The organism is Sphingobacteriaceae bacterium (genome assembly GCA_016715905.1).
Taxonomy (GTDB): domain Bacteria; phylum Bacteroidota; class Bacteroidia; order B-17B0; family Aurantibacillaceae; genus Aurantibacillus.
The window spans coordinates 180,386-201,179 of sequence record JADJXI010000003.1; the positions used below are offsets into that span (position 1 = coordinate 180,386).

The following is a 20,794-nucleotide window of genomic DNA, read 5'->3' on the forward strand; positions in this document are numbered from 1 at the left end:
TTACCATGATTTAGTTACTTAATTCTTTTTAGATATCCGTTAACATTAAATGTAGCATTTTTTCCAAAAAAATCACACCATTTTCTGTCAATAACAAACTCTTCGTGTTGGGGTAAAAATTCATTAATGGCTTTTAAGGGCCCACCATTAAAATAATGATCCATTTTTAGTTTGTTTACAATTCCATCTTCAACAATAATATATGACCCAAAACTTACAATTTCAGCAAATTTTTTTAACACCCCAATTGTGCATTCGTAGGAGTGTTCGGCATCTTCAATTATAAGTATTTTGTTAAACTTTTTGGTGAGCTCAAGGTTATAATTTTCCCAACCGGTAAAGAAAAATTTAATACGAGGATCGTTTTTAATTTTCTCATCAATATAATCACCTACATCAATAGAATGAACTTCACCTATTGTATTATTTAGTGTCATCAAATCTGCTAAGTATAATGCGCCTCCGCCTTGATTAGCACCAATTTCAATAATTAAATCCGGTTTCACTTCACTAATTATCATTTGATATATCACATAATCAAAAGGACAACGAATTGCCTTAACTCCTCTGTAAGTAACTTTTAAGTGGCCATCATATAACGTTTTTGCATTAAAATTAACCTTTTCATCATTTGGTTTTTGATTAATAAGTTTGACAAGTTTTTTCATTCACAAATACAATTAATTGATTTTTATAATTTCATTTTTTGTTTCCGGTCTTATAACTCCGGGTATCTGCCCTCCATATTCGTGTTTCCGGTTTACCTTGCTTTCGATAATTTCAATATTTATTATTTCACGCTCATAAAGATGAACACATTCTGTTTTTAGCGTAGTGAATGCAACGCCTACCCGATAGGTTTGATTATTCAAATAATTGGCTGGTATCCAAGTTACATTTTTGTAATTACCCGCACTTAATTCCGGTGTATTTGTAATTGTAATAAAGCAGTAAACACCGTGAGAATTATAGAAGTGAAGATTTAAGGCAGGTTTTTCATTTTCTTTTAAAACTTCATACTCGACACAAATACCAAATTCTTGATTAATTTGAGGCTGGTAAATTTGAACATTATCTGTATTAATTAAATAAACCTTGCTCAGTCTTACTATACTATCTCCCGGCATTTCATGAATAGCCCAGCTCTTAAATGAATCTTGATAATTGCTTGTGTAAGAATCAATCACTTCTTTAATTTCTCCAACTTTTTGTATTATTCCTTTTTCAAGAATCACCCCTTTTTTGCAAAGGGTAATAATTGATTCTAAATTATGACTAACAAATAAAATGGTTCTTCCGCTTTTACTCACTTCTCCCATTTTACCCATGCATTTTTTTTGAAACTCCGCATCACCAACTGCGAGTACTTCATCAATAATTAAAATTTCATTTTCTAAAAAAGCAGCAACCGCAAAGGCTAATCTTAATTGCATTCCGCTACTATAATGTTTTAATGGTGTATCAATAAATTTTTCTACACCCGAAAAATCAACTATCGCATCAAAGTTTTTTGCAATTTCCGATCTTTTCATTCCTAAAATAGATCCATTCATGAAAATATTTTCTCTTCCGCTCAATTCGGGATGAAAGCCTGTTCCAACCTCCAATAAACTGGCCATTCTGCCACGTGATATTATTTTACCCGATGAAGGCGGTGTAATTTTTGAAAGAATTTTTAAAAGAGTTGATTTGCCTGCACCATTTTTTCCAATAATTCCAACACTATCCCCTTCTTCCACATTAAAAGTTACATCCCTTAGTGCCCAAAAATCTTCTTTCGTGTTTTTTGGGACAAGTAATTGTGATAAACGATCTCTCAAACTCAAATAAGTTCCCAACTCATGATTGATTCGAAACTTTTTGGATATATTATTTATTTCTAAAATTGGTTTCACTAGGCTAAATCTGCAAAATAAGATTCTGTTTTTCTAAAATAAAAAATGCCAATTATAAATGTAAAAATACTGGATAGACAACTATATAAAATTCCATGCAAATTTAATTCGTTAGATAAAAAAGAATGTCTGAATAGTTCAATAGGAGCATACATCGGATTGAATTCTAAAAGCAATTGAAAAAATTTATTTCCGGATATATTCAAAGGATAAATGACCGGAGTTGCAAATAACATGGCTTGTATAAAGAAGGGAAGAATATACCTGAAGTCACGGTATTTTACATTAGCCGCAGATATAAGTGTGCCTAGCCCAAAGGTACTTATGCAAGTTAATATTATGCTGCAGGGAATTAACCATAATGCAGATAATTTAAATGAATGATTATAATAATACAACAAGGGAATAAAGATTAGAAAAGCCATTATAAAATCAATAAGGGAAACCAATACTGATGAAAATGGAATAATTAGTCGGGGAAAGTATATTTTTTTTATGATGTTAGAATTATTCACCATACTATTTCCTGAATTTGTAAGTCCGGTTGAGAATATATTCCACAAGATAAAGCCGCTTAATGCAAAAACAGAATAGGGTACATTCAAATTACTCTTTTCTGAGATGATTGAACCAAAACTAAACGTAAAAAGTAAAGTCATTAATATGGGCTGAAAAATAGCCCAGGCAACTCCTAAAAATGTTTGTTTGTATTTTACCTTGATATCTCTCCAAGTAAACATGATAAATAACTCCCGATAACTCCACAGTTCTTTTATTCCAATCGTAAATTTATTATGTGACTTAATTTCGTATTCCATTTTTATTTCTTATAATTTATCAGAAAAGCATTTAAAGCACTTACATTATCTTGATACGAAAATACACTTGAAATATAAGAATAATTCGCTTTATCTATGCTATAAAAATATAAGAGTTTTGCAGCTTCTAGTTTCTCACGATCATGTATAAATAAGTTTAATAGTGTTTTAATTTGCTCGTTTGAATAACAATTCAATTTATAAATTGATTTTAAATGACTAAATTTCTCAATATCACTGGTGAAATCGTGCAACTTCACTAGTGTTTTTTCAAAATCTTCTTTTTGACAAGCCTCCATACACGATTTTTGAGATTCATATCGGTAATCACTCGCATTTTTAAAAAACGAATTAAGTTCCGTTTCGGAAGCGGCCATACTAAATTTCGCCTTAATTTTTTCTCTGTTGCTTGTATCAGTTAAACTAAAATAACCCAACTTAACTAGTTTTAATTTTTCCAATTCGTATGGAATATGGGAAAGAATATTGCAAAGTTGATCAACGCTAACGCAATTATTCCGTAGCGTTTGTTCTGCTATATCATACTTTTCCTGTTCTACCTGTGCCTTATTCATGAGTATATTTAAATAATTCATATAACTGTTAGGCATTGGCATTTGACAACGTCCGTCGTACGGATAATTATTAAACCAAACCGGTTTACTGTTCTTTAATTCTACATAATGTTCTAATGTGGTGTTGCTGTATTTTTTAGTGGTGTCAATTTTAGGTTTAATAGGCACAATGGGTTCGGGTATTTTTTGATAGGTTTTAAAGCCTGCATATTTTAACTTTAAAGGTGAAGATTTACCGCTAAGTAAATAGGTAAACTCTTTGCCTTGTACTTTTTCTTTTTTTTCTAGTAAATAGATTTCCGATATAATTTCGCTTTTGTTAGATAACACAAGCTTTATTTTAACCGTATCCTTTACTATGGGCCCAAAAGAAATATCAGATTGTTCGGTTCCATTAATCAATGAATCCTGTATATAAAAATAAAATGTTTCGCCTTCTTGATGCACCAAATGAATATAGTTTTGTCCGATTAAAAACTGACAAAAAAACAAACTGAATATCCCAATTTTCCGCATGCCTAAATGTAAGATGTATTTTTATGAAAATGATTATAAATTAAAGCGGCTTTTGATTTTCCAATCAGTTTTTCAAGTATTTCTAAACTGCTTTCTTTAATATTATTTACACTTTTTAGCTCCTGCAGTAGCTTGTTAGCGGTTATTTCGCTTATCCCTTTTATCTCACTTAATTCAGTTTTAAAAGTCTCTCTGCTTCTTTTATTTCTATGGTGTGTTATTCCAAATCGATGAGCCTCGTCTCTTATTTGTTGAATAATTTTAAGTGTTTCGCTTCTTTTGTCCAGGTAAAGAGGAATGCTGTCTTCCGGAAAATAAATTTCTTCCAGTCTTTTTGCAATTCCAATAATTGCAATTTTACCGTATAATTTTAGTTTTTTTAATGCCGCAACTGCTGCACTTAATTGCCCTTTTCCTCCATCAATTACAATTAAATCCGGTAATTCTTTTTGTTCTTGTAAAATTCTACTGTATCTCCTTCCAATTACTTCAAACATAGTTGCAAAGTCATCCGGACCTTCAACTGTTTTTATATTAAAATGTCGGTATTCACTTTTGGCAGGCTTACCGTTAATAAATACCGGCATGGCACTAACAGCATATTCTCCCTGTATATTGCTGTTATCAAATCCTTCTATTCGTTTCGGTTGCACCTTCATCCTTAAATCCTTTTTCATCTGCTCCATAACTCTATCGGTGTGCTGTTGTGGGTTGGTAAGCATGATTTGCTTTTCTTTTTCAATCTTAAATGAAAAAGCATTTTTTCTGCAGAGTTCTAACAATTTCTTTTTGTCACCTATTTTAGGAACTAAATATTTGCAATCCGGTATTAAAACTGATGGTTCAATGGGCACAATAATTTCTTTGCATTCTTCTCCATACTTTTTTCGGGTTTCAGTAATCACAAATTCTAAAATCTCTTCATCCCTTTCTTGCATTTTTTTTTGAACTTCCTGAGTAATGGATAAAACGATGGCGCCATGTATTAATTTAAAATAATGAACAAATGCATTCTTTTCATCACTTATAATATTGTAAACTTCTATTAATGAAAGTGAAGGGTGAACAACTGTAGATTTGGCCTGATGTGCCCGCAAAAGATCCATTCTGTTTTTTAAAATCTCCGCCATCTCAAAATCAAATTGCTCACTGGCTTTCAGCATTTTTTCTTTTAATTCCTTAATTGCGAATTGTAATTCTCCCTTCAAGATTTGCTTTATGGCCACTAAATTTTCAGCATACTCTTGTTCGTCTTGATTTCCGGTACATGGCGCTTTGCACTTGCCAATATGATATTCCAAGCAGGCTCTAAACTTTTTTTTCTCAATGTTACTTTCACTTAAATCGTAAGTGCAATTTCTAAGCGGATAGAGCTGCCTGATTAATTCCAGTAAAGTATGCATTAGTTTTCCGCTGGTATAAGGACCGAAATATTCACTCCCGTCTTTAATCAATTTTCGAGTTGAAAATATTCTGGGAAATCTTTCTTTCTTAATTACAATCCACGGATAAGTTTTATCATCCCTTAGGTTTACATTGTATTTGGGCTTTAAACTCTTAATTAAATTATTCTCCAGCAACAATGCGTCATATTCCGATTCAACCTTTACGGTTTTTATATCATTAATTTTTTTAACGAGTAGTTTTAATCGCGCGTGCTCATGCGCTTTGGTAAAATAAGAGCTTACCCTTTTCTTTAGATTTTTCGCCTTGCCTACATACAACAAGTTATTTTTATCATCAAAATATTGATAAACTCCCGGAGTTTCAGGTAAGGTTTTCAGTATTGTTTGAAGATGTTCTTTCTGCTTAGCTTGCACTTCACAAATTTATTCTTTTAATTGTAAGCCCTCATTAGTAGCATTTTTACTACTTCTAAATAAGATTATATTCAAGTACATGAATATCAAACACATATATGCTTCATATCGCCAAAAATTATTCGTATTTTCGAATTCTATTTTTTAAAAAATATGGCAAAATTCAGAAGAGAAGATGCCCTTGATTATCATTCGCAAGGTAGGCCGGGCAAGATTGAAGTTATTCCAACAAAACCTTACAGTACACAACGAGATTTAACATTAGCGTATTCTCCCGGTGTGGCTGAGCCTTGTCTGGAAATCGAAAAAAATCCGGAGGATGCTTACAAGTACACTGCCAAGGGAAACTTAGTTGCCGTGATATCTAACGGCACGGCTGTATTGGGATTAGGCGATATTGGTGCGTTAGCTTCAAAACCCGTAATGGAAGGAAAAGGTTTGTTATTTAAAATATTTGCCGATTTAGATGTGTTTGATATTGAGTTAGACACTAAAAACATTGATGAGTTTGTTCAAACAGTTAAAAATATTGCTCCAACGTTTGGTGGAATTAATCTAGAAGACATCAAAGCTCCGGAATGTTTCGAAATTGAACGTCGTTTAAAAGAAGAACTGGATATTCCACTCATGCATGATGATCAGCACGGAACTGCAATTATTTCGGCTGCAGGATTAATTAATGCTGTAGAAATTTCAAAGAAAAAAATAGGAGATGTAAAGGTGGTGATTAATGGCGCAGGCGCATCGGCAAATTCTTGCGCTAAACTTTATATTGCGGTTGGCGTGAAAAAAGAAAACATTACTATGCTGGATAGTAAGGGAGTTTTACATGTGGGTAGAACGGATTTAGATCAGTATAAATCTTTTTTCGCCTCTAAAAACACAAAAATAAATACATTAACGGAAGCCATGAAAGGGGCTGATGTTTTTGTTGGACTTTCAAAAGGGAATATTGTAACGCAAGAGATGGTAAAAAGCATGAACAAGAATTGTATTGTTTTTGCATTGGCTAATCCTACACCTGAAATTTCTTATGAAGAGGCTATCGCTTCTCGTAAAGATATTATTATGGCAACCGGACGTAGCGATCATCCTAATCAAGTGAATAATGTGTTGGGATTTCCTTTTATTTTCCGCGGTGCAATGGATGTTCGTGCAACAGCGATTAATGAAGAAATGAAATTGGCGGCTACAAAAGCGATTGCTGCTTTAGCAAAAGAAGCAGTGCCTGATTATGTAAACCTGGCTTATGGTTCAAAGAATTTGTCATTCGGCGCAGAATATATTATTCCAAAACCTATTGATAACCGTTTAATAGTTGCCGTTTCTTCTGCAGTCGCCAAAGCAGCAATCGATAGCGGTGTGGCTAAACGTAAAATAACAGATTGGGAAGCCTATAAAATTGAATTGGAAAACCGACTTGGAAAAGACAATAAATTGATGCGAAGTTTAGCAAATAAAGCTAAAAGTAATCCTAAGCGAGTGGTTTTTTCAGATGCCGATACCTATAAAGTTTTAAAGGCAGCTCAGGTTGTGCGTGATGAAGGAATTGCCAAACCGATTTTACTTGGCAATAAAGAAAGAATTCAAGCCATTGCCAATGAAAATCACATCGACCTATCTGAAATGCCTATCATTGATCCGTTAACAGAAGAGGAGGGAAAAAGAAATGAATTTGGTAATTTACTCTGGAGAAAGCGTCAACGTAAAGGTTTAACTTTATACGAAGCGCAAAAGTTGATGCGCGATAGAAATTATTATGGCTCCATGATGGTTGAACATGGTTTAGCAGATGCCATGATTAGTGGATTAACTCGAAAATATCGACATCCTCTTAAAGCGGCATTAGAAGTAATTGGTGTAAAACCGGAAGTAAAAAAAGTAGCCGGCTTATATTTGATGGTTACTAAAAAAGGCCCGTATTTTTTTGCCGATACCACCATGAATACCAATCCAACCGCTGAGGAATTAGCCGATATTGCAGTACTCACAGCTAATACCGTAAAGAAATATAACATCACACCACGTATCGCTTTATTGTCTTATTCAAATTTTGGATCTACACCTGGCGATATTCCAAATAAAGTACAAAAGGCGGTTAGTATTTTGCATAAAAATTATCCGGGTTTGATAGTGGATGGAGATATTCAAGCCAATTTTTCGATTAACAATACATTATTGAAAGAGCAATTTCCTTTCAGTACTTTGGTTGATATGGATGTAAATACATTCATTTTTCCGAATCTGGAATCCGGAAATATTTCATATAAATTGTTACAAGAATTAGGCGGATCCGAAGCAATTGGTCCAATCTTAATGGGATTAAACAAACCCATGCACGTTCTGCAATTAGGTAGCAGTGTACGTGAAATTATGAATATGGTTATTCTTGCAGTAGTTGATGCGCAAAGCCGATAATTTAATTGTTTATGTCATTTATAAATCATTTAAAAGGACACATTGAATTCAGAAATCCGGCCAAGGTAGTGATTGAGTGTGGCGGAGTAGGTTATAGTTTGATGATTTCATTAAACACATTTACCAAAATGGAAGGGCAAAAAGAAGTTTGCTTATTTGTAGAATGTGTTTACCAGCGAGATGATAATCCAAGGTATTTCGGGTTTTACGACGAAGAAGAAAGGGAATTATTCAGAAAATTAATATCTGTGAGTGGGGTAGGCGGTTCTAGTGCCATGTTAATGCTCTCCAGCCTCAGTGCCGCCGAAATATCCGGGGCTATTAATACTGCCAATGTGACATTACTGAAAAGCATCAAAGGAATTGGTGATAAAACCGCTCAACGTATAGTGGTAGACTTAAAAGGAAAGATGGGAAAACATGAGGGTGGAATGAGTCAAATTTTATCCAATTCATACAATAAAAACCGCGATGAAGCGTTAATGGCCTTAATAACCTTGGGTTTCCCAAAAATGACCGCTGAAAAGGCACTTGAAAAGGCCATAAAACAGCAAGGCATTGAAACCGAAAATGTGGAAAATTTAGTTAAAGCAGCGTTTAAAAATCTATAAGTAATTCCTTTTCGTGCGAGCAAATAGTCTTATAAATTTTTTATTGCTTACCGGTACAACAGCTTGTTTAATGGGCGTTGTCACCAATAAAAACGAAGAGCTCATTGCAGAAGATTTCGTGTATGAAAATCCTCAGGCAAACGTATTGGTTGTTGACACTCCAGATACTGATCCATTGCCTTTTGAATTTAAAGATAATCCGGGCCGGCCTCCACAATACGATCCTAAATCCAAATTATACCTCGAAGATCCCAGCAATGTTAAAACCGATGTAAAATATAATCCGGATACCAAGAACTATGATATTTCTCAAAAAATGGGGGATATGGAATACCGTCCTGAAACATATATGAGTATGAAAGAGTATCAGGATTATATGTTTAAAAAATCAATGCGTGATTATTGGAGATCCAGAGTAGCAGCCGACGATTTAAACAATTCACCACGCAAAAGCATGGTTCCGAAAATGACGGTGAACTCTGAATTATTCGATCGTATTTTTGGTGGGAATACGGTAGACATTAAACCAACGGGTACAGCTGAATTAATTTTTGGTTTGAACAGAAATAAAAATTTGAATCCCGCTATTCCTCAGCGTCAGCAAAAAATTACCAACTTCGATTTTAACATGCGCATTCAATTGAATTTAATCGGAAAGATTGGAGATAAATTGAAAGTGTCAACCAATTATAATACAGAAGCAAGTTTCGATTGGGAGAACCAAGTTAAATTAGATTACACCGGTTATGAAGATGAAATTTTGAAAAAAATTGAAGCGGGTAATATCACTTTCCCTTTGAATAGTACATTAATCAGCGGAAGTCAAACTTTATTTGGATTTAAAACTGAATTGCAATTCGGTCGTTTACGTTCTACCATTGTTTTCTCTCAACAAAAAGGCAAGAAGCAAGAGGTAACGGTTCAGGGTGGTGCGCAAACACAACAATTTCAAATTAATGCCGATAATTACGAACAAAACAAACACTATTTTTTAGGACATTATTTCAGGGATAATTACGATAATTGGATGGGAACACTGCCTATTGTAAATACGCCGGTGGTAATTACGAAAGTGGAGGTGTATATCTTAAACATCAATGGTAATGCCGAACAAACGCGTAACGTAATCGCTTTTCAAGATTTAGCAGAAGATGGCGGAAATGTTTGGCCAAGTTTGTTGAATACAAGCAATCTGGTTTCTCCAATTCAATATGCTATTGTTGATAGCGCCGGACCCAATCCGGCCTTAACGGATAAAATTCCGCACAATGGCGCGAATAATTTATATCACATCATGACCAATAGTACGAATGGTATGATTAAAGACAGAACCTTAACCGAAGTAAGTAAATTGCCAACTTCCGTTCCGGCATCAAATAGTGATAATAGCGGAAATGCTTATATGCAAGCCTCAAGAGATTATAATCTTATCCAAAATGCCCGAAGATTGAATGCAACTGAATTTACATTCAATCCGCGTTTAGGTTACGTTTCTTTGAATCAACAAATCAGTAATGAACAAGCCGTTGCGGTTTCTTATCAATATACGTACGGCGGAAGAACGTATCAGGTAGGTGAATTTAGTGATCAGGTAACCGATAATGCAAAACTATTGGTTTGTAAATTATTAAAATCTGTTTCTGTAAACGTAAAACATCCCATGTGGAAACTTATGATGAAGAACGTTTACACCATTGGTGCGTACAATTTGAATTCACAAGATTTTAAATTAGATGTGTTTTATAACAACATTGAAACCGGTGTTGATGTTCCTTACATTCCATTCGGACAAGCAGGTGGTGAGGTAAACGGCCGTCAATTAATTCGGGTATTGAATTGCGATAAGTTAAGTGTGAATGGTGACAAAGCGCCCGATGGCGTTTATGATTTTATTCCGGGTTATACAATTTTGGCCAATAACGGCCGAGTGTATTTACCAACGGTGGAACCTTTCGGAAGAAGTTTAGAGGCCAAATTTGCACCGGCTGATTTTCCGGCTGCCAATAAGTATATTTTTAAAGAACTGTACGATTCTACTCGTACGGCCGCAACTTTTATTCAGGAAAAAAACCGATATAAAATTAAAGGAAGTTATCGATCGGCATCGGGATCTGAAATCGCCTTAAACGCACTCAATATTCCTCAGGGTGCAGTTGTAGTTACCGCCAACGGTGTTGCGTTGGTAGAGAATACCGACTATACTGTGGATTACACTTTGGGAAGAGTGAAAATTATTAACGAAGGAATTTTAAATTCTGGCGCACAAATAAAAGTTTCGTTGGAAAGTAATTCTCTCTTCAACGTGCAGCAACGTAGTTTATGGGGAACGCGTTTAGATTATAATGCCTCTCGAAATTTAAAGTTAGGCGGTACCTTTTTGCGATTTAACGAAAGACCGGTTACCCAAAAAGTTTCTATTGGCGATGAGCCGGTAAGTAACATCGTTGCCGGTTTGGATTTTAATTATAAAACAGAAACTCCTTTCATTACACGATTATTGGATAAACTACCTTTTTACAGTACCAAAGTAATGAGTTCGATTACAACCAGAGGTGAAGTAGCTAAATTATTTCCGGGTAACGCCAAAGCAATTGGTAAAAGCGGGAACTCTTACATCGATGATTTTGAGGGATCAATATCTGTAATAGATGTTCGGAATCCGAATGGATGGTATTTATCCGGAATCCCTCAAGGTCTACCCGGATTTCCGGAGGCCAGTGTGAGCGATTCAGTTTTAACCGGATTAAATCGAGCAAAATTAAATTGGTACACTATCGACCCTATGTTTACACGTACACAAAGTGGAACAACACCGGGGTACTACGATAATAAAATTTTCTCCAATAACATGTGGCGTCAGGTTTTTGAAACCGAATTATTTCCAGGTAAAACTCCTCCTAACGGTCAGCAAGTTGTTCTACCTGTGCTTGATCTGGGCTTTTATCCAACCGAAAGGGGCCCTTATAATTTAGATGTACTTCCTCGTTCCGGAATTTCTGCCGGTATGAATGCCGATGGACTTTTGAATAATCCTAAATCACGCTGGGGAGGTATCATGAGAAGGTTAGAAACTAACGATTTTCAGGCAGCAAACATAGAGTATATCCAGTTTTGGATGATGGATCCGTATAATGATGATTACAATACCGAAACCCATCCCGATTTTGACCCCAATAGTTTACCCAGCGGAGACTTTTATATCAATTTGGGAAATATTTCTGAAGATATTTTAAAAGATGGCCGAATGAGCTATGAAAATGGTTTACCCGGAACCTCTGATATTTCAAAAGACTTGCCTACTGAATTTACGCGAATATCAAGAGTGCCATTAATTCCTCCAACAGTAAATGCCTTTTCACAAAACAATCAGGATAGACCTTATCAGGATGTGGGTTATGATGGAATGATTGACTCAACCGAGCAAAGAATTTTTGCGGCCAATTTAAATGAAGTTAATGCAGTGCCGGGAATTAATATGTCATCACCTCATGTTAGTGCTTTTATGAATGACCCGTCCAGTGATAATTACAATTTTTTCAGAGATGATGATTATGATGCCGAACAGGCAAAAACATTAAAGCGATATTCCAGGTACAATAACATGGAGGGCAATACCCCAACTGAAGCACAATACCAGGATGCTAATCCAAACGGAGGAAATTACTCAACCGCCTCGGCTAATTTGCTTCCTAATATTGAAGATGTAAATAAAGACAATACCTTGAGTGATATTGAAAATTATTATCAATACAGAATCCATATTTCACCTTCGGACGTAAATGAAACTGCGGTAGGTACAAATTTCTTGGTAGACGCTTTTAAGGGAACGGCTGAATTTAGCGGCGTAACAAAGGAAGTTAAGTGGTATCAATTTAAAATTCCTATTTCTCAATTCGAAAATGTGGTTGGGGGAATAGAAGGTTTTAACTCCATTCGATTTATGCGAGTTTATATGAAAGGATTTGATCGTCCGGTTCTTTTACGTATCGCGCGATTTGAATTAGTTCGAAGCGATTGGCGCCGTTATCAGTTTGATTTAAGAAAACCGGGTGAGTATATTGCCATTGATGATAACCAAACTGTTTTTGACGTGTCGGCTGTAAGTTTACAGGAAAATGGAACTAAATCTCCGGTAAATTATATTATGCCACCCGAAATTCAACAGCAACAAAATGTTCAAACTACCAATTTGGTTTTACAAAACGAACAAGCTCTTCAAATTAGAGCTTGTAATTTGAAAGATGGTGATAGTAGAGCCATTTTTAAAAATGTTGAGTTGGATACGCGTATGTTCAAAAATATTAAAATGAATGTACACGCTGAGAATTTAAATGACATACCATTAAACGACGGCGAGCTTACTTTATTTTTTAGAGTTGGTACAGATTATAACAATAACTTTTACGAGTATGAAGTACCGCTTAAACTAACACCTAAAGGCCAATACGATCCTAATAGTGTAGATGCCCGTTATCAGGTTTGGCCGGTTGAAAATGAAATTAATTTTAAATTCAGCGATATCAGTAATGTAAAAAACCAGCGAAATACAGAATATGGATATTATACCAATTTAAATGCGTATACCAAACCCTATTCAAAAGATTTAGGAGGGTACACGATTACCATTGTAGGTAATCCAAATCTAGGAACCATTAAAAGTATTATGGTTGGTATACGAAATCCGAAAACAGCTGATAATAAAGCGCATTGTGTGGAAGCTTGGATTAATGAATTGCGATTAACTGAATTTGACAATGAGGGCGGTTGGGCAACAACCGGACAAATACAAGCTAAACTTGCTGATCTCGGACAAGTATCACTAGCCGGAACGTATTTCTCTCCATTCTGGGGAAGTGTTGAGAAAAAAATCAATGAGCGAAGTAGAGAAAGTAATACCAATTGGGATATGAGTACCAATATTAATGCCGGTAAATTCTTCCCTTCTAAATGGAAAGTCTCATTGCCGCTGTATTACAATTTCGGGCAAACCATCATCACTCCATTATTTAATCCGCTTGATCCTGATGTTCGTTTAAAGGATGTGTTTGACAATCCGGCCATATCCGATTCCGTAAAAAAAGAAATCAAAAAACAAACACTTGATCATACCGAACGAAAAGGATTTAATGTAACTAACGTGCGCATTGATGGTTTAAAACGTAAAGGTGCCAAACCATTTCCTTGGGATATTAGTAATTTTTCGGCCACGTATGCCTATACGGAAATTGATAAGCGAAGTGTAAATGTTGAATACAATATCAATAAACAATACCGAGGCGGTTTGCAATATGCTTTTGCATTTCAAAATCCGTTTACCATAAAACCATTCAGCAAAATAAAAGCTTTTGAGAAAAAGTGGTTTACTTTAATTAGGGAATTTAATTTACAGTTGATGCCAAATAGTTTTGGGGCACAAATGGATTTAAATCGCACATACGCATCAATCAGAAACAGGGATATTACCGGAATTTATGGGGCGGCAGAGTTTGAAAATCCGGCATTGGTCAATAAAAACTTTATTGCCTCGCGTGCATATAATTTGCGTTGGGATTTAAGTAAATCAATAAAATATAATTACAGCGCCAGTGTGGATGCTCGTATTTTTGAAATGCCCGGAGAAATTACACATCCCGATAGTGTTGTAAAAAACAGAGAATTAGTGCAAAACAATATTTTGAAAGGTGGAGAGAGTACATCTTTCCGACAAAATATGGATGTGAATGTTAATGTGCCTATCGATAAAATTCCAATATTTGACTTTATAAAAACAACGTATCGTTTTGGAGGTACTTATACCTGGATGAGAAGACCATTTGCTGCAGATGATAGTATTGGTAATACTATACAAAATACCAATACGCACAATTTCACGGCTAATCTGCAAATGATTACACTCTATAACAAAATACCTTATTTCAAAAAAATTAATACCAATCAAAATAAATCCAAATCGGTTAATGCACTTCCAAAAAAGGGTGATGTTTCGGCTGGTAGCGACTCCACTAAAAAATCGAAAACCAGTGCAAACGAAAACGTAAAGGATATATTTGAGTTCTTAGCTCGCGGCATAATGATGCTTAAAACCGTTAATCTAACTTATCAATTGCAGGGCGGGCAAGGTTTGCCTAATTTTAAACCTAGTCCGGTATTAATGGGGATGGATCCTTCTAAAGGACAAGCTCCGGGATTCTTATTTACAACAGGTTTACACGATGGATTAATTCGAGAACGAAGTGTGGATAACGGATGGCTCGCCATGGTTCCATTACAAACCACTCCATATACCGAAACTAAAACTGAAGACATATCATACAGAGCAAGCATAGAACCTCATGGTAGTTTGAAAATAGAATTAAACGGTAACCGTAAACAATCCACCAGTATAAATGAGTTTATGGTGTTTGATGACCCTACACGCACACGCGACGACCGTTATAAAGGATTTGATTTCCATCAGAGTAAAAATGAAACAGGTAACTTTAGTATTAGTACTTTCGCGAATTTTAATGCTTTTAAAGATGGAAAAGATCCTATCGAATCTAAATTATTTACGGATTTTCTATTGGAAAGAAGAAACGTAGCAAATGAATTAGGGGCTGCAAATGATAATAACGACCCCAACGCGATTACCTTCGTCAATATAAAGGGGCAAACCGAAAGTTATGTTGACGGTTACCAAGATAATCAACAAGATGTTTTATTAGGTGCATTCTATAATACGTATACCGGTGGTAAAATTAAAAATTACAGTACTAAAAATATTTTCCCAACCGTTCCAATTCCAAACTGGACAATCACATGGGATGGATTAGGAAAATTGGGTTTCTTTAAAAAGACATTCCGATCAATTACTGTTCGTCATGGATATCGAAGCGCTTACAATATTAACGGATATAATAATAACATTTTGTTTATCGGCGATCAGCAAATTGCGCGTATGCCAATAACAGTTTCCAGCGGTACTACACCAATCAATTCAAATTTTGTTCCGTATTACAACATTAATGCAGTTACAATAACCGAAGCTTTTGCTCCATTAATAAAGTTTGACTTTCAATTTTTAAAACAAGGTTGGAGTGCTAACGTCGAAACTAAACGAGATAAAAGCACTACCTTGAATATAACCGGACCACAAATTATTGAAACAAAAGGACAGGAATATATTGTAGGTTTAGGATATATGTATCCTAAATTGAGATTTAAGGCACTGAAAATTCAGGGTAAAGTATTGGAAAGTAATTTAACAGTAAAAGTAGATGTGAGTTACCGTAGAAATGTATCGGTAATCAGACGTATTTCTGATGGAATAAGTATACCAACAGGCGGAACCGACATTATTACGTTGAGGTCTTCAGCCGACTATCAATTAACGCCTAACATTAACCTGAGACTATTTTACGATTGGATTAAAACAAAACCTCAAACTTCCGCCTCATTTCCTACTTCCAATGCCACAGGAGGATTTAGTTTAAGAATTAACTTTCAGTAAATGAGGTAAATTGATAAAAATTAAATACTTTGATTATTCAAACAAAAACTTAAATTTGTAACACAAAAAAAACAGAATATGAATTTCCCTGCAGAATTAAAATACACAAAAGACCACGAGTGGGTTAAAATTGAAGGCGATATCGCAACTATTGGAATTACTGATTTTGCTCAACGTGAATTGGGCGATATCGTTTACGTAGACGTTAATACAATTGGAGAAACAGTTGCTAAAGAAGCTGTGTTCGGAACTGTTGAAGCGGTTAAAACCGTGAGTGATCTTTTTATGCCATTAAGCGGAGAAGTACTTGAGGCGAATAAAGACATCGATTCTGCTCCGGAAAGTGTAAATAATGATCCTTACGGAAAAGGCTGGATGATTAAAATAAAAATTACCGACCCTGCTGAAGTAAGCGGATTGTTGAGTGCCGATGATTATAAAAAATTAATAGGTGCTTAATTGAATGAATAATTTTTCAAACCCTTTCCTAAAGAAAGGGTTTTTTTATTGGTGAAAAAAATTAAAATAACAATCTGGAATAACATCGGCCTATTAACCATTCTCTGGGCCCTGATTATTTTGGTCTTATGTGCAACCCCGGGTTCATATTTACCCACCGCTTCTTGGCTTGAAATGCTCAGTTTTGATAAGTGGGTACATGCCGGCCTGTTTTTTATTTTAACCAGCCTGGTATTTTTATTATGCTTTAAAAAACAGTGGGATTTTACTTATTGGATTGTGCTTTTCATACTTACCCTGAGTTATGGAGGATTGCTTGAAATTATGCAGGCCTTGGTTTTTAGCGAACGTAGTGCAGATTGGCAAGACTTTGTAGCGAATAGTTTTGGGAGCTTTGGGGCCCTGGTGTTATTTAAAAAAACAAAGGTGTATTTTCACTAAAATCAGCATTCTATTTCCTAGAATAAAAGCCCTGTTAAAAACTAGGGTTGCTAATTCAAAAAAGTGCTTAATTATTTGTATTATATTAGTGTTAATTCAAAATTAAAAAACAAATTGAAAGAACCCGGAATTATATTCATACCAACGTATAATGAATCAGAAAATATTGAAAAACTGTACAATGAAATCTGTTCCTTAAATCACGGATGTGATTTACTTTTTCTTGATGATAATTCGCCAGACGGGAGTGGTAAGATTATTGATTCTTTGGTTGAAGATAATAAGAATGTTTATGTCATTCACAGAAAACAAAAATCAGGTATTGGTAGTGCTCATCAGGATGCGCTGAGGTGGGCTTATGAAAGAAAGTATAAGACCTTTATCTCTATGGATTGTGATTTCACACACTCTCCGGCGCTTATTCCTAAATTTATTCAGTTCTCTGAAAATTACGATGTGGTTCTTGGATCAAGATTTATTGAAAAGGATAGTTTAATGGGATGGAATGGCTATCGAAAATTCTTAACTTACCTAGGGCATTTTTTTACAAAATTTCTGCTTGGCATTCCTTATGATGCCACCGGTGCTTTTCGATTATATGATTTGGAGAAAATACCAATAGCATTATTTAAAAAAGTAAATTCTAAAAGTTATTCCTTTTTTTTTGAGAGTCTTTTTATTTTACAAAAGAATGCATTTAGAATAAAGGAATTTCCAATTGCGCTACCGGCAAGAACATACGGAACTTCTAAAATGAAGCGTAGTGACGTTATAAAGAGCTTTCTATTGATGTGTCATCTTTTTTTAAAAAGTATTTTTAACCATAAGTATTATATAGTGAAGTAAAAAGCGTGATAAACGATGAAAAAATAAAACAAGATTGGGATATTTACTGGAATTCAAAGGCCAGTAAGGGAAATAATAATAGGTTGTATGATAAAGTCGCTTCGTTTTACCGCAAAAACATTATAAAACGGATACTTAATTATCATATCTTCAAATATATTCCAAAGGGAAGTAAAGTGTTGCATGCAGGTTGTGGAAGTGGCCAGGTAGACGAAGATATTATTAATTACTTAAAACTTACAGCTTTGGATATTTCTCCAAATGCAATTAGAATATATAAACAATACAATGGCGAAAAAGCTGAAACTGTGCTTGCGAGTATATTCAACCTACCCTTTGAAGATTCCTCATTTGATGCAATATATAACCTTGGCGTGATGGAGCATTTTACAGAAACCGAAATTAATTTGATATTAATTGAATTTAAAAGAGTGCTTAAAGATGGAGGCAGATTAGTGATTTTATGGCCACCTGAATTTGGACTAAGTGTGTTTGCTTTAGATTGTATTCATTTCGTATTAAATAAAATTCTGAGACAAAGCATAAAACTTCATCCGGATGAAATTTCTAGAATTAAATCACGCAAACACGCCATAAGCTTTTTTGAAAAATCAGGGTTTAAAGTTTTAAATTATTATTTTGGTTATATGGATTTTTATACCCAATGTGTCATTGTAGCTGAAAAATAAATTTCTCATTTTTAGGTTAGTATAAGGAAATATTAATTAAGATGACATTCAATTATTCAATTAGTCAATCATTTAAAAAACTGAACAGGTATCATCTTGGTCTTTTTTTAATTCTTGGTCTCGCATTTTTAATTAGAATTTATAAGTTAGACTCTTCTTCGATTTGGTTTGATGAGAAGTCTTCATTGAGCTGTGCTTTGGGTTTTCCGCATCCCGGACTAACCATTGTTAATCAGCCAAGTTGGACATCTCTGGGGTTTGAAAATAATAAACCGTTTAGTAATCAAGATTTTTCCAAATTTAATTCAATTAATAATGTTTTAAATAGTTCTCCGCATAGTCACCTTTACTTTGGCTTGCTGCATTATTGGGTTTCTTTCTTTGGTGTTTCTGATTTCAGTATTCGATTATTATCTGTTATTTTCAGTTGTTTAATGGTGCTTATTCTTTATTTGTTGGCAATGGAATTATTCGGGAAACAAAATGTAGCACTAATGGCTTCTTTTTTGATAGCTATAAGCCCTATATGCGTTCTTTCGGGGCAATTTGCAAGAGCTCATTCTATGGTAGGTTTTCTAACCTTATGGAGTACGTTAATTTTTTATCGATTATATTTTAATAAAAGCGATAACCTTTTGTACTCAGTTTTATATGTTGTATTAATTATAGTTTCACTTTTTTCTCATTTTTATTCTTTATACATTTTTTCCGGGCATTTTTTTATAATGCTTTTTACAAACAGGAATTGGATTCTATGGAAAAAGTATTTTTTATCAAACGCTTTTGTTTTAACAACTATACTGATTTATTACATTAACGGTGGAACTGAAGATTTTAAATTGATGGCGGAAATCGATTCCGTTTTTGCAAACGAAGTGCAGAACTGGAAGCCGGGAGGAAATCCTCACTTTATGCCTCTTTCTGCCCACACGATATACGCTGGTTGGCTTCAGGTTTTATTACCAATGTTTGGAAATTACTTTCAAGGATTTGGTTTTAGATTGAGAGAAATTCAATTTTTTCTAATTCTTCCTTTAACTTTTTTAATTTTGTTATATATTAAACGAAAATCAACTTACCCGGGTACTAACTTATTGTTTGTTGCTATTTTATTTATTTCAGGACCTTTATGTGCATTTTTCTTTTCCTTGCGTGCGGGCTACACTATGTTTTTTACCCCGGGCTATTCGCTGTACTCATTTGGTTTTGCTGTTTTATTATTAGCATTAGCATTTGCTCAAATAAAGAATGAAAATGGATGGGTAAAGAAAACTTTATATTGTTTGACTGGTATTCAGATTGTGATTACCTGGCTTAGTTTGATTCCAATATACAGAGAAGAACATCTGGGTATGAAAGCAAACCCTTATCCGGTTGTTGTAGATAAAATTGTAATGGAAGCGAATCAGTCTGATACAATTATTTACTCTTCTTTTATTATTGCACAAACTACTAATATATATTTAAAAGGATGCGACCATCTAATTCAAAAAGTAGATACCGCACAGAATAATCAGATTTTAATTAAAAAAGCAAACGGCGAAAAATATGTAGTAGTAGGATTTGATGAAGCATTAAATTATTGATTATTTCTTTTGATTTAGTAAAATTAATCTAAGCACTGGTATAGCAGTAATTACAATTAGCGTTATAAAAATATAACCCATGTAATTTGTTATTTGAGGAAAAACTTGAACCAAAAAATATCCTACACTTGCTAAACTAAAAATCCAGGCGATTGCGCCAATCAAATTAAAAAACATAAATTTTTTAAAATCAACTTTAATTACTCCGGCAATTATAGGTGCAAAGGTTCTTACTACAGGCAAAAACCTTGCAATGATTAAAGTTATATTTCCACCATACTTATGATAGTATTTATTGGTAAGTTCAACGTGTTTTTTCTTAAATAAAAAACTATCCTTTCTGCTAAAAAGCTTTTCTCCTGATTTTTTTCCGAACCAATAGCCAAACATGTTTCCGATTACGGCTGCTAAAACCATGAGTGATGCCAATACAAAAAAATCAACCTTAAGTAATTCAGGTTTTGTTTTACATAAAATCCCGGCTAACAAAATCAAATTATCACCAGGCAAAAAAAAACCTATTAATAATCCGGTTTCTGCAAAAATCACAAAGAGTAATAGGGCTAGTCCGCCGTATTGTATGATGCTTTCAGGATTGGTGAGTTGTTTCAAAAATTCCCACATGCCCGAT

The 20,794-nt window shown here is 34.4% G+C and carries 14 protein-coding genes; 8 read left to right on the forward strand and 6 right to left on the reverse strand.

Annotation, left to right across the window (positions count from 1 at the left end):
• Positions 1-14 precede the first annotated feature (14 nt).
• The 5 genes from IPM51_01150 to uvrC are packed head-to-tail and all read right to left on the reverse strand — an operon-like array spanning position 15 to position 5,624.
• Positions 15-668: a hypothetical protein gene (locus IPM51_01150; GenBank protein ID MBK9282906.1), complete on the reverse strand. Its 654-nt coding sequence runs from the start codon at positions 666-668 to the stop codon at positions 15-17.
• Between the two features lie 12 nt (positions 669-680).
• Positions 681-1,895: an ATP-binding cassette domain-containing protein gene (locus tag IPM51_01155; protein MBK9282907.1), complete on the reverse strand. Its 1,215-nt coding sequence runs from the start codon at positions 1,893-1,895 to the stop codon at positions 681-683.
• Positions 1,895-2,713 carry an ABC transporter permease gene (locus IPM51_01160; protein MBK9282908.1) on the reverse strand — a complete coding sequence of 273 codons (819 nt, stop codon included), beginning with the start codon at positions 2,711-2,713 and terminating at the stop codon, positions 1,895-1,897. The genes IPM51_01155 and IPM51_01160 overlap by 1 nt, the downstream gene beginning before the upstream one ends.
• 2 nt (positions 2,714-2,715) lie before the next feature.
• Positions 2,716-3,804: a DUF4476 domain-containing protein gene (locus IPM51_01165; protein MBK9282909.1), complete on the reverse strand. Its 1,089-nt coding sequence runs from the start codon at positions 3,802-3,804 to the stop codon at positions 2,716-2,718.
• A 2-nt stretch (positions 3,805-3,806) separates the two neighbouring features.
• Positions 3,807-5,624, reverse strand: coding sequence for an excinuclease ABC subunit UvrC (uvrC, locus tag IPM51_01170; GenBank protein MBK9282910.1), 1,818 nt, complete (start codon positions 5,622-5,624; stop codon positions 3,807-3,809).
• 153 nt (positions 5,625-5,777) lie between these two features.
• Between uvrC and IPM51_01175 the strand changes: the two genes are divergently transcribed.
• From IPM51_01175 to IPM51_01210, 8 genes are all read left to right on the forward strand, one after another.
• On the forward strand, positions 5,778-8,042 hold the full coding sequence (locus IPM51_01175) for an NADP-dependent malic enzyme (GenBank protein ID MBK9282911.1): 2,265 nt from the start codon (positions 5,778-5,780) through the stop codon (positions 8,040-8,042).
• An 11-nt stretch (positions 8,043-8,053) separates the two neighbouring features.
• On the forward strand, positions 8,054-8,653 hold the full coding sequence (ruvA, locus tag IPM51_01180; GenBank protein MBK9282912.1) for a Holliday junction branch migration protein RuvA: 600 nt from the start codon (positions 8,054-8,056) through the stop codon (positions 8,651-8,653).
• Between the two features lie 13 nt (positions 8,654-8,666).
• Complete coding sequence (sprA, locus tag IPM51_01185) at positions 8,667-16,142, forward strand: cell surface protein SprA (GenBank protein ID MBK9282913.1); 7,476 nt, start codon at positions 8,667-8,669, stop codon at positions 16,140-16,142.
• A gap of 78 nt (positions 16,143-16,220) precedes the next feature.
• Complete coding sequence (gcvH, locus tag IPM51_01190) at positions 16,221-16,601, forward strand: glycine cleavage system protein GcvH (GenBank protein MBK9282914.1); 381 nt, start codon at positions 16,221-16,223, stop codon at positions 16,599-16,601.
• Positions 16,602-16,652: 51 nt separating this feature from the next.
• Entirely contained in the window at positions 16,653-17,042 is a 390-nt protein-coding gene (gene vanZ, locus IPM51_01195; protein ID MBK9282915.1) for a VanZ family protein, read from the forward strand.
• Positions 17,043-17,105: 63 nt separating this feature from the next.
• Positions 17,106-17,888 (forward strand): glycosyltransferase, encoded by a 783-nt coding sequence (locus IPM51_01200; GenBank protein MBK9282916.1) that lies wholly within the window; start codon positions 17,106-17,108, stop codon positions 17,886-17,888.
• A 5-nt stretch (positions 17,889-17,893) separates the two neighbouring features.
• On the forward strand, positions 17,894-18,577 hold the full coding sequence (locus tag IPM51_01205) for a class I SAM-dependent methyltransferase (GenBank protein ID MBK9282917.1): 684 nt from the start codon (positions 17,894-17,896) through the stop codon (positions 18,575-18,577).
• Positions 18,578-18,618: 41 nt separating this feature from the next.
• Entirely contained in the window at positions 18,619-20,163 is a 1,545-nt protein-coding gene (locus IPM51_01210; GenBank protein MBK9282918.1) for a glycosyltransferase family 39 protein, read from the forward strand.
• Here IPM51_01210 and IPM51_01215 read toward each other — a convergent pair whose 3' ends face one another.
• Positions 20,164-20,787 carry a VTT domain-containing protein gene (locus IPM51_01215; GenBank protein MBK9282919.1) on the reverse strand — a complete coding sequence of 208 codons (624 nt, stop codon included), beginning with the start codon at positions 20,785-20,787 and terminating at the stop codon, positions 20,164-20,166. It lies immediately after the preceding gene.
• Positions 20,788-20,794 lie beyond the last annotated feature (7 nt).

Bases quoted from the DNA above. Each gene is read 5' to 3' on its own strand.
- IPM51_01175 (MBK9282911.1), top strand. From the start codon at position 5,778: ATGGCAAAATTCAGAAGAGAAGATGCCCTTGATTATCATTCGCAAGGT.
- IPM51_01165 (MBK9282909.1), bottom strand. From the start codon at position 3,804: ATGCGGAAAATTGGGATATTCAGTTTGTTTTTTTGTCAGTTTTTAATC.
- gcvH (MBK9282914.1), top strand. From the start codon at position 16,221: ATGAATTTCCCTGCAGAATTAAAATACACAAAAGACCACGAGTGGGTT.
- IPM51_01210 (MBK9282918.1), top strand. From the start codon at position 18,619: ATGACATTCAATTATTCAATTAGTCAATCATTTAAAAAACTGAACAGG.
- ruvA (MBK9282912.1), top strand. From the start codon at position 8,054: ATGTCATTTATAAATCATTTAAAAGGACACATTGAATTCAGAAATCCG.
- IPM51_01215 (MBK9282919.1), bottom strand. From the start codon at position 20,787: ATGTGGGAATTTTTGAAACAACTCACCAATCCTGAAAGCATCATACAA.
- IPM51_01160 (MBK9282908.1), bottom strand. From the start codon at position 2,713: ATGGAATACGAAATTAAGTCACATAATAAATTTACGATTGGAATAAAA.
- IPM51_01150 (MBK9282906.1), bottom strand. From the start codon at position 668: ATGAAAAAACTTGTCAAACTTATTAATCAAAAACCAAATGATGAAAAG.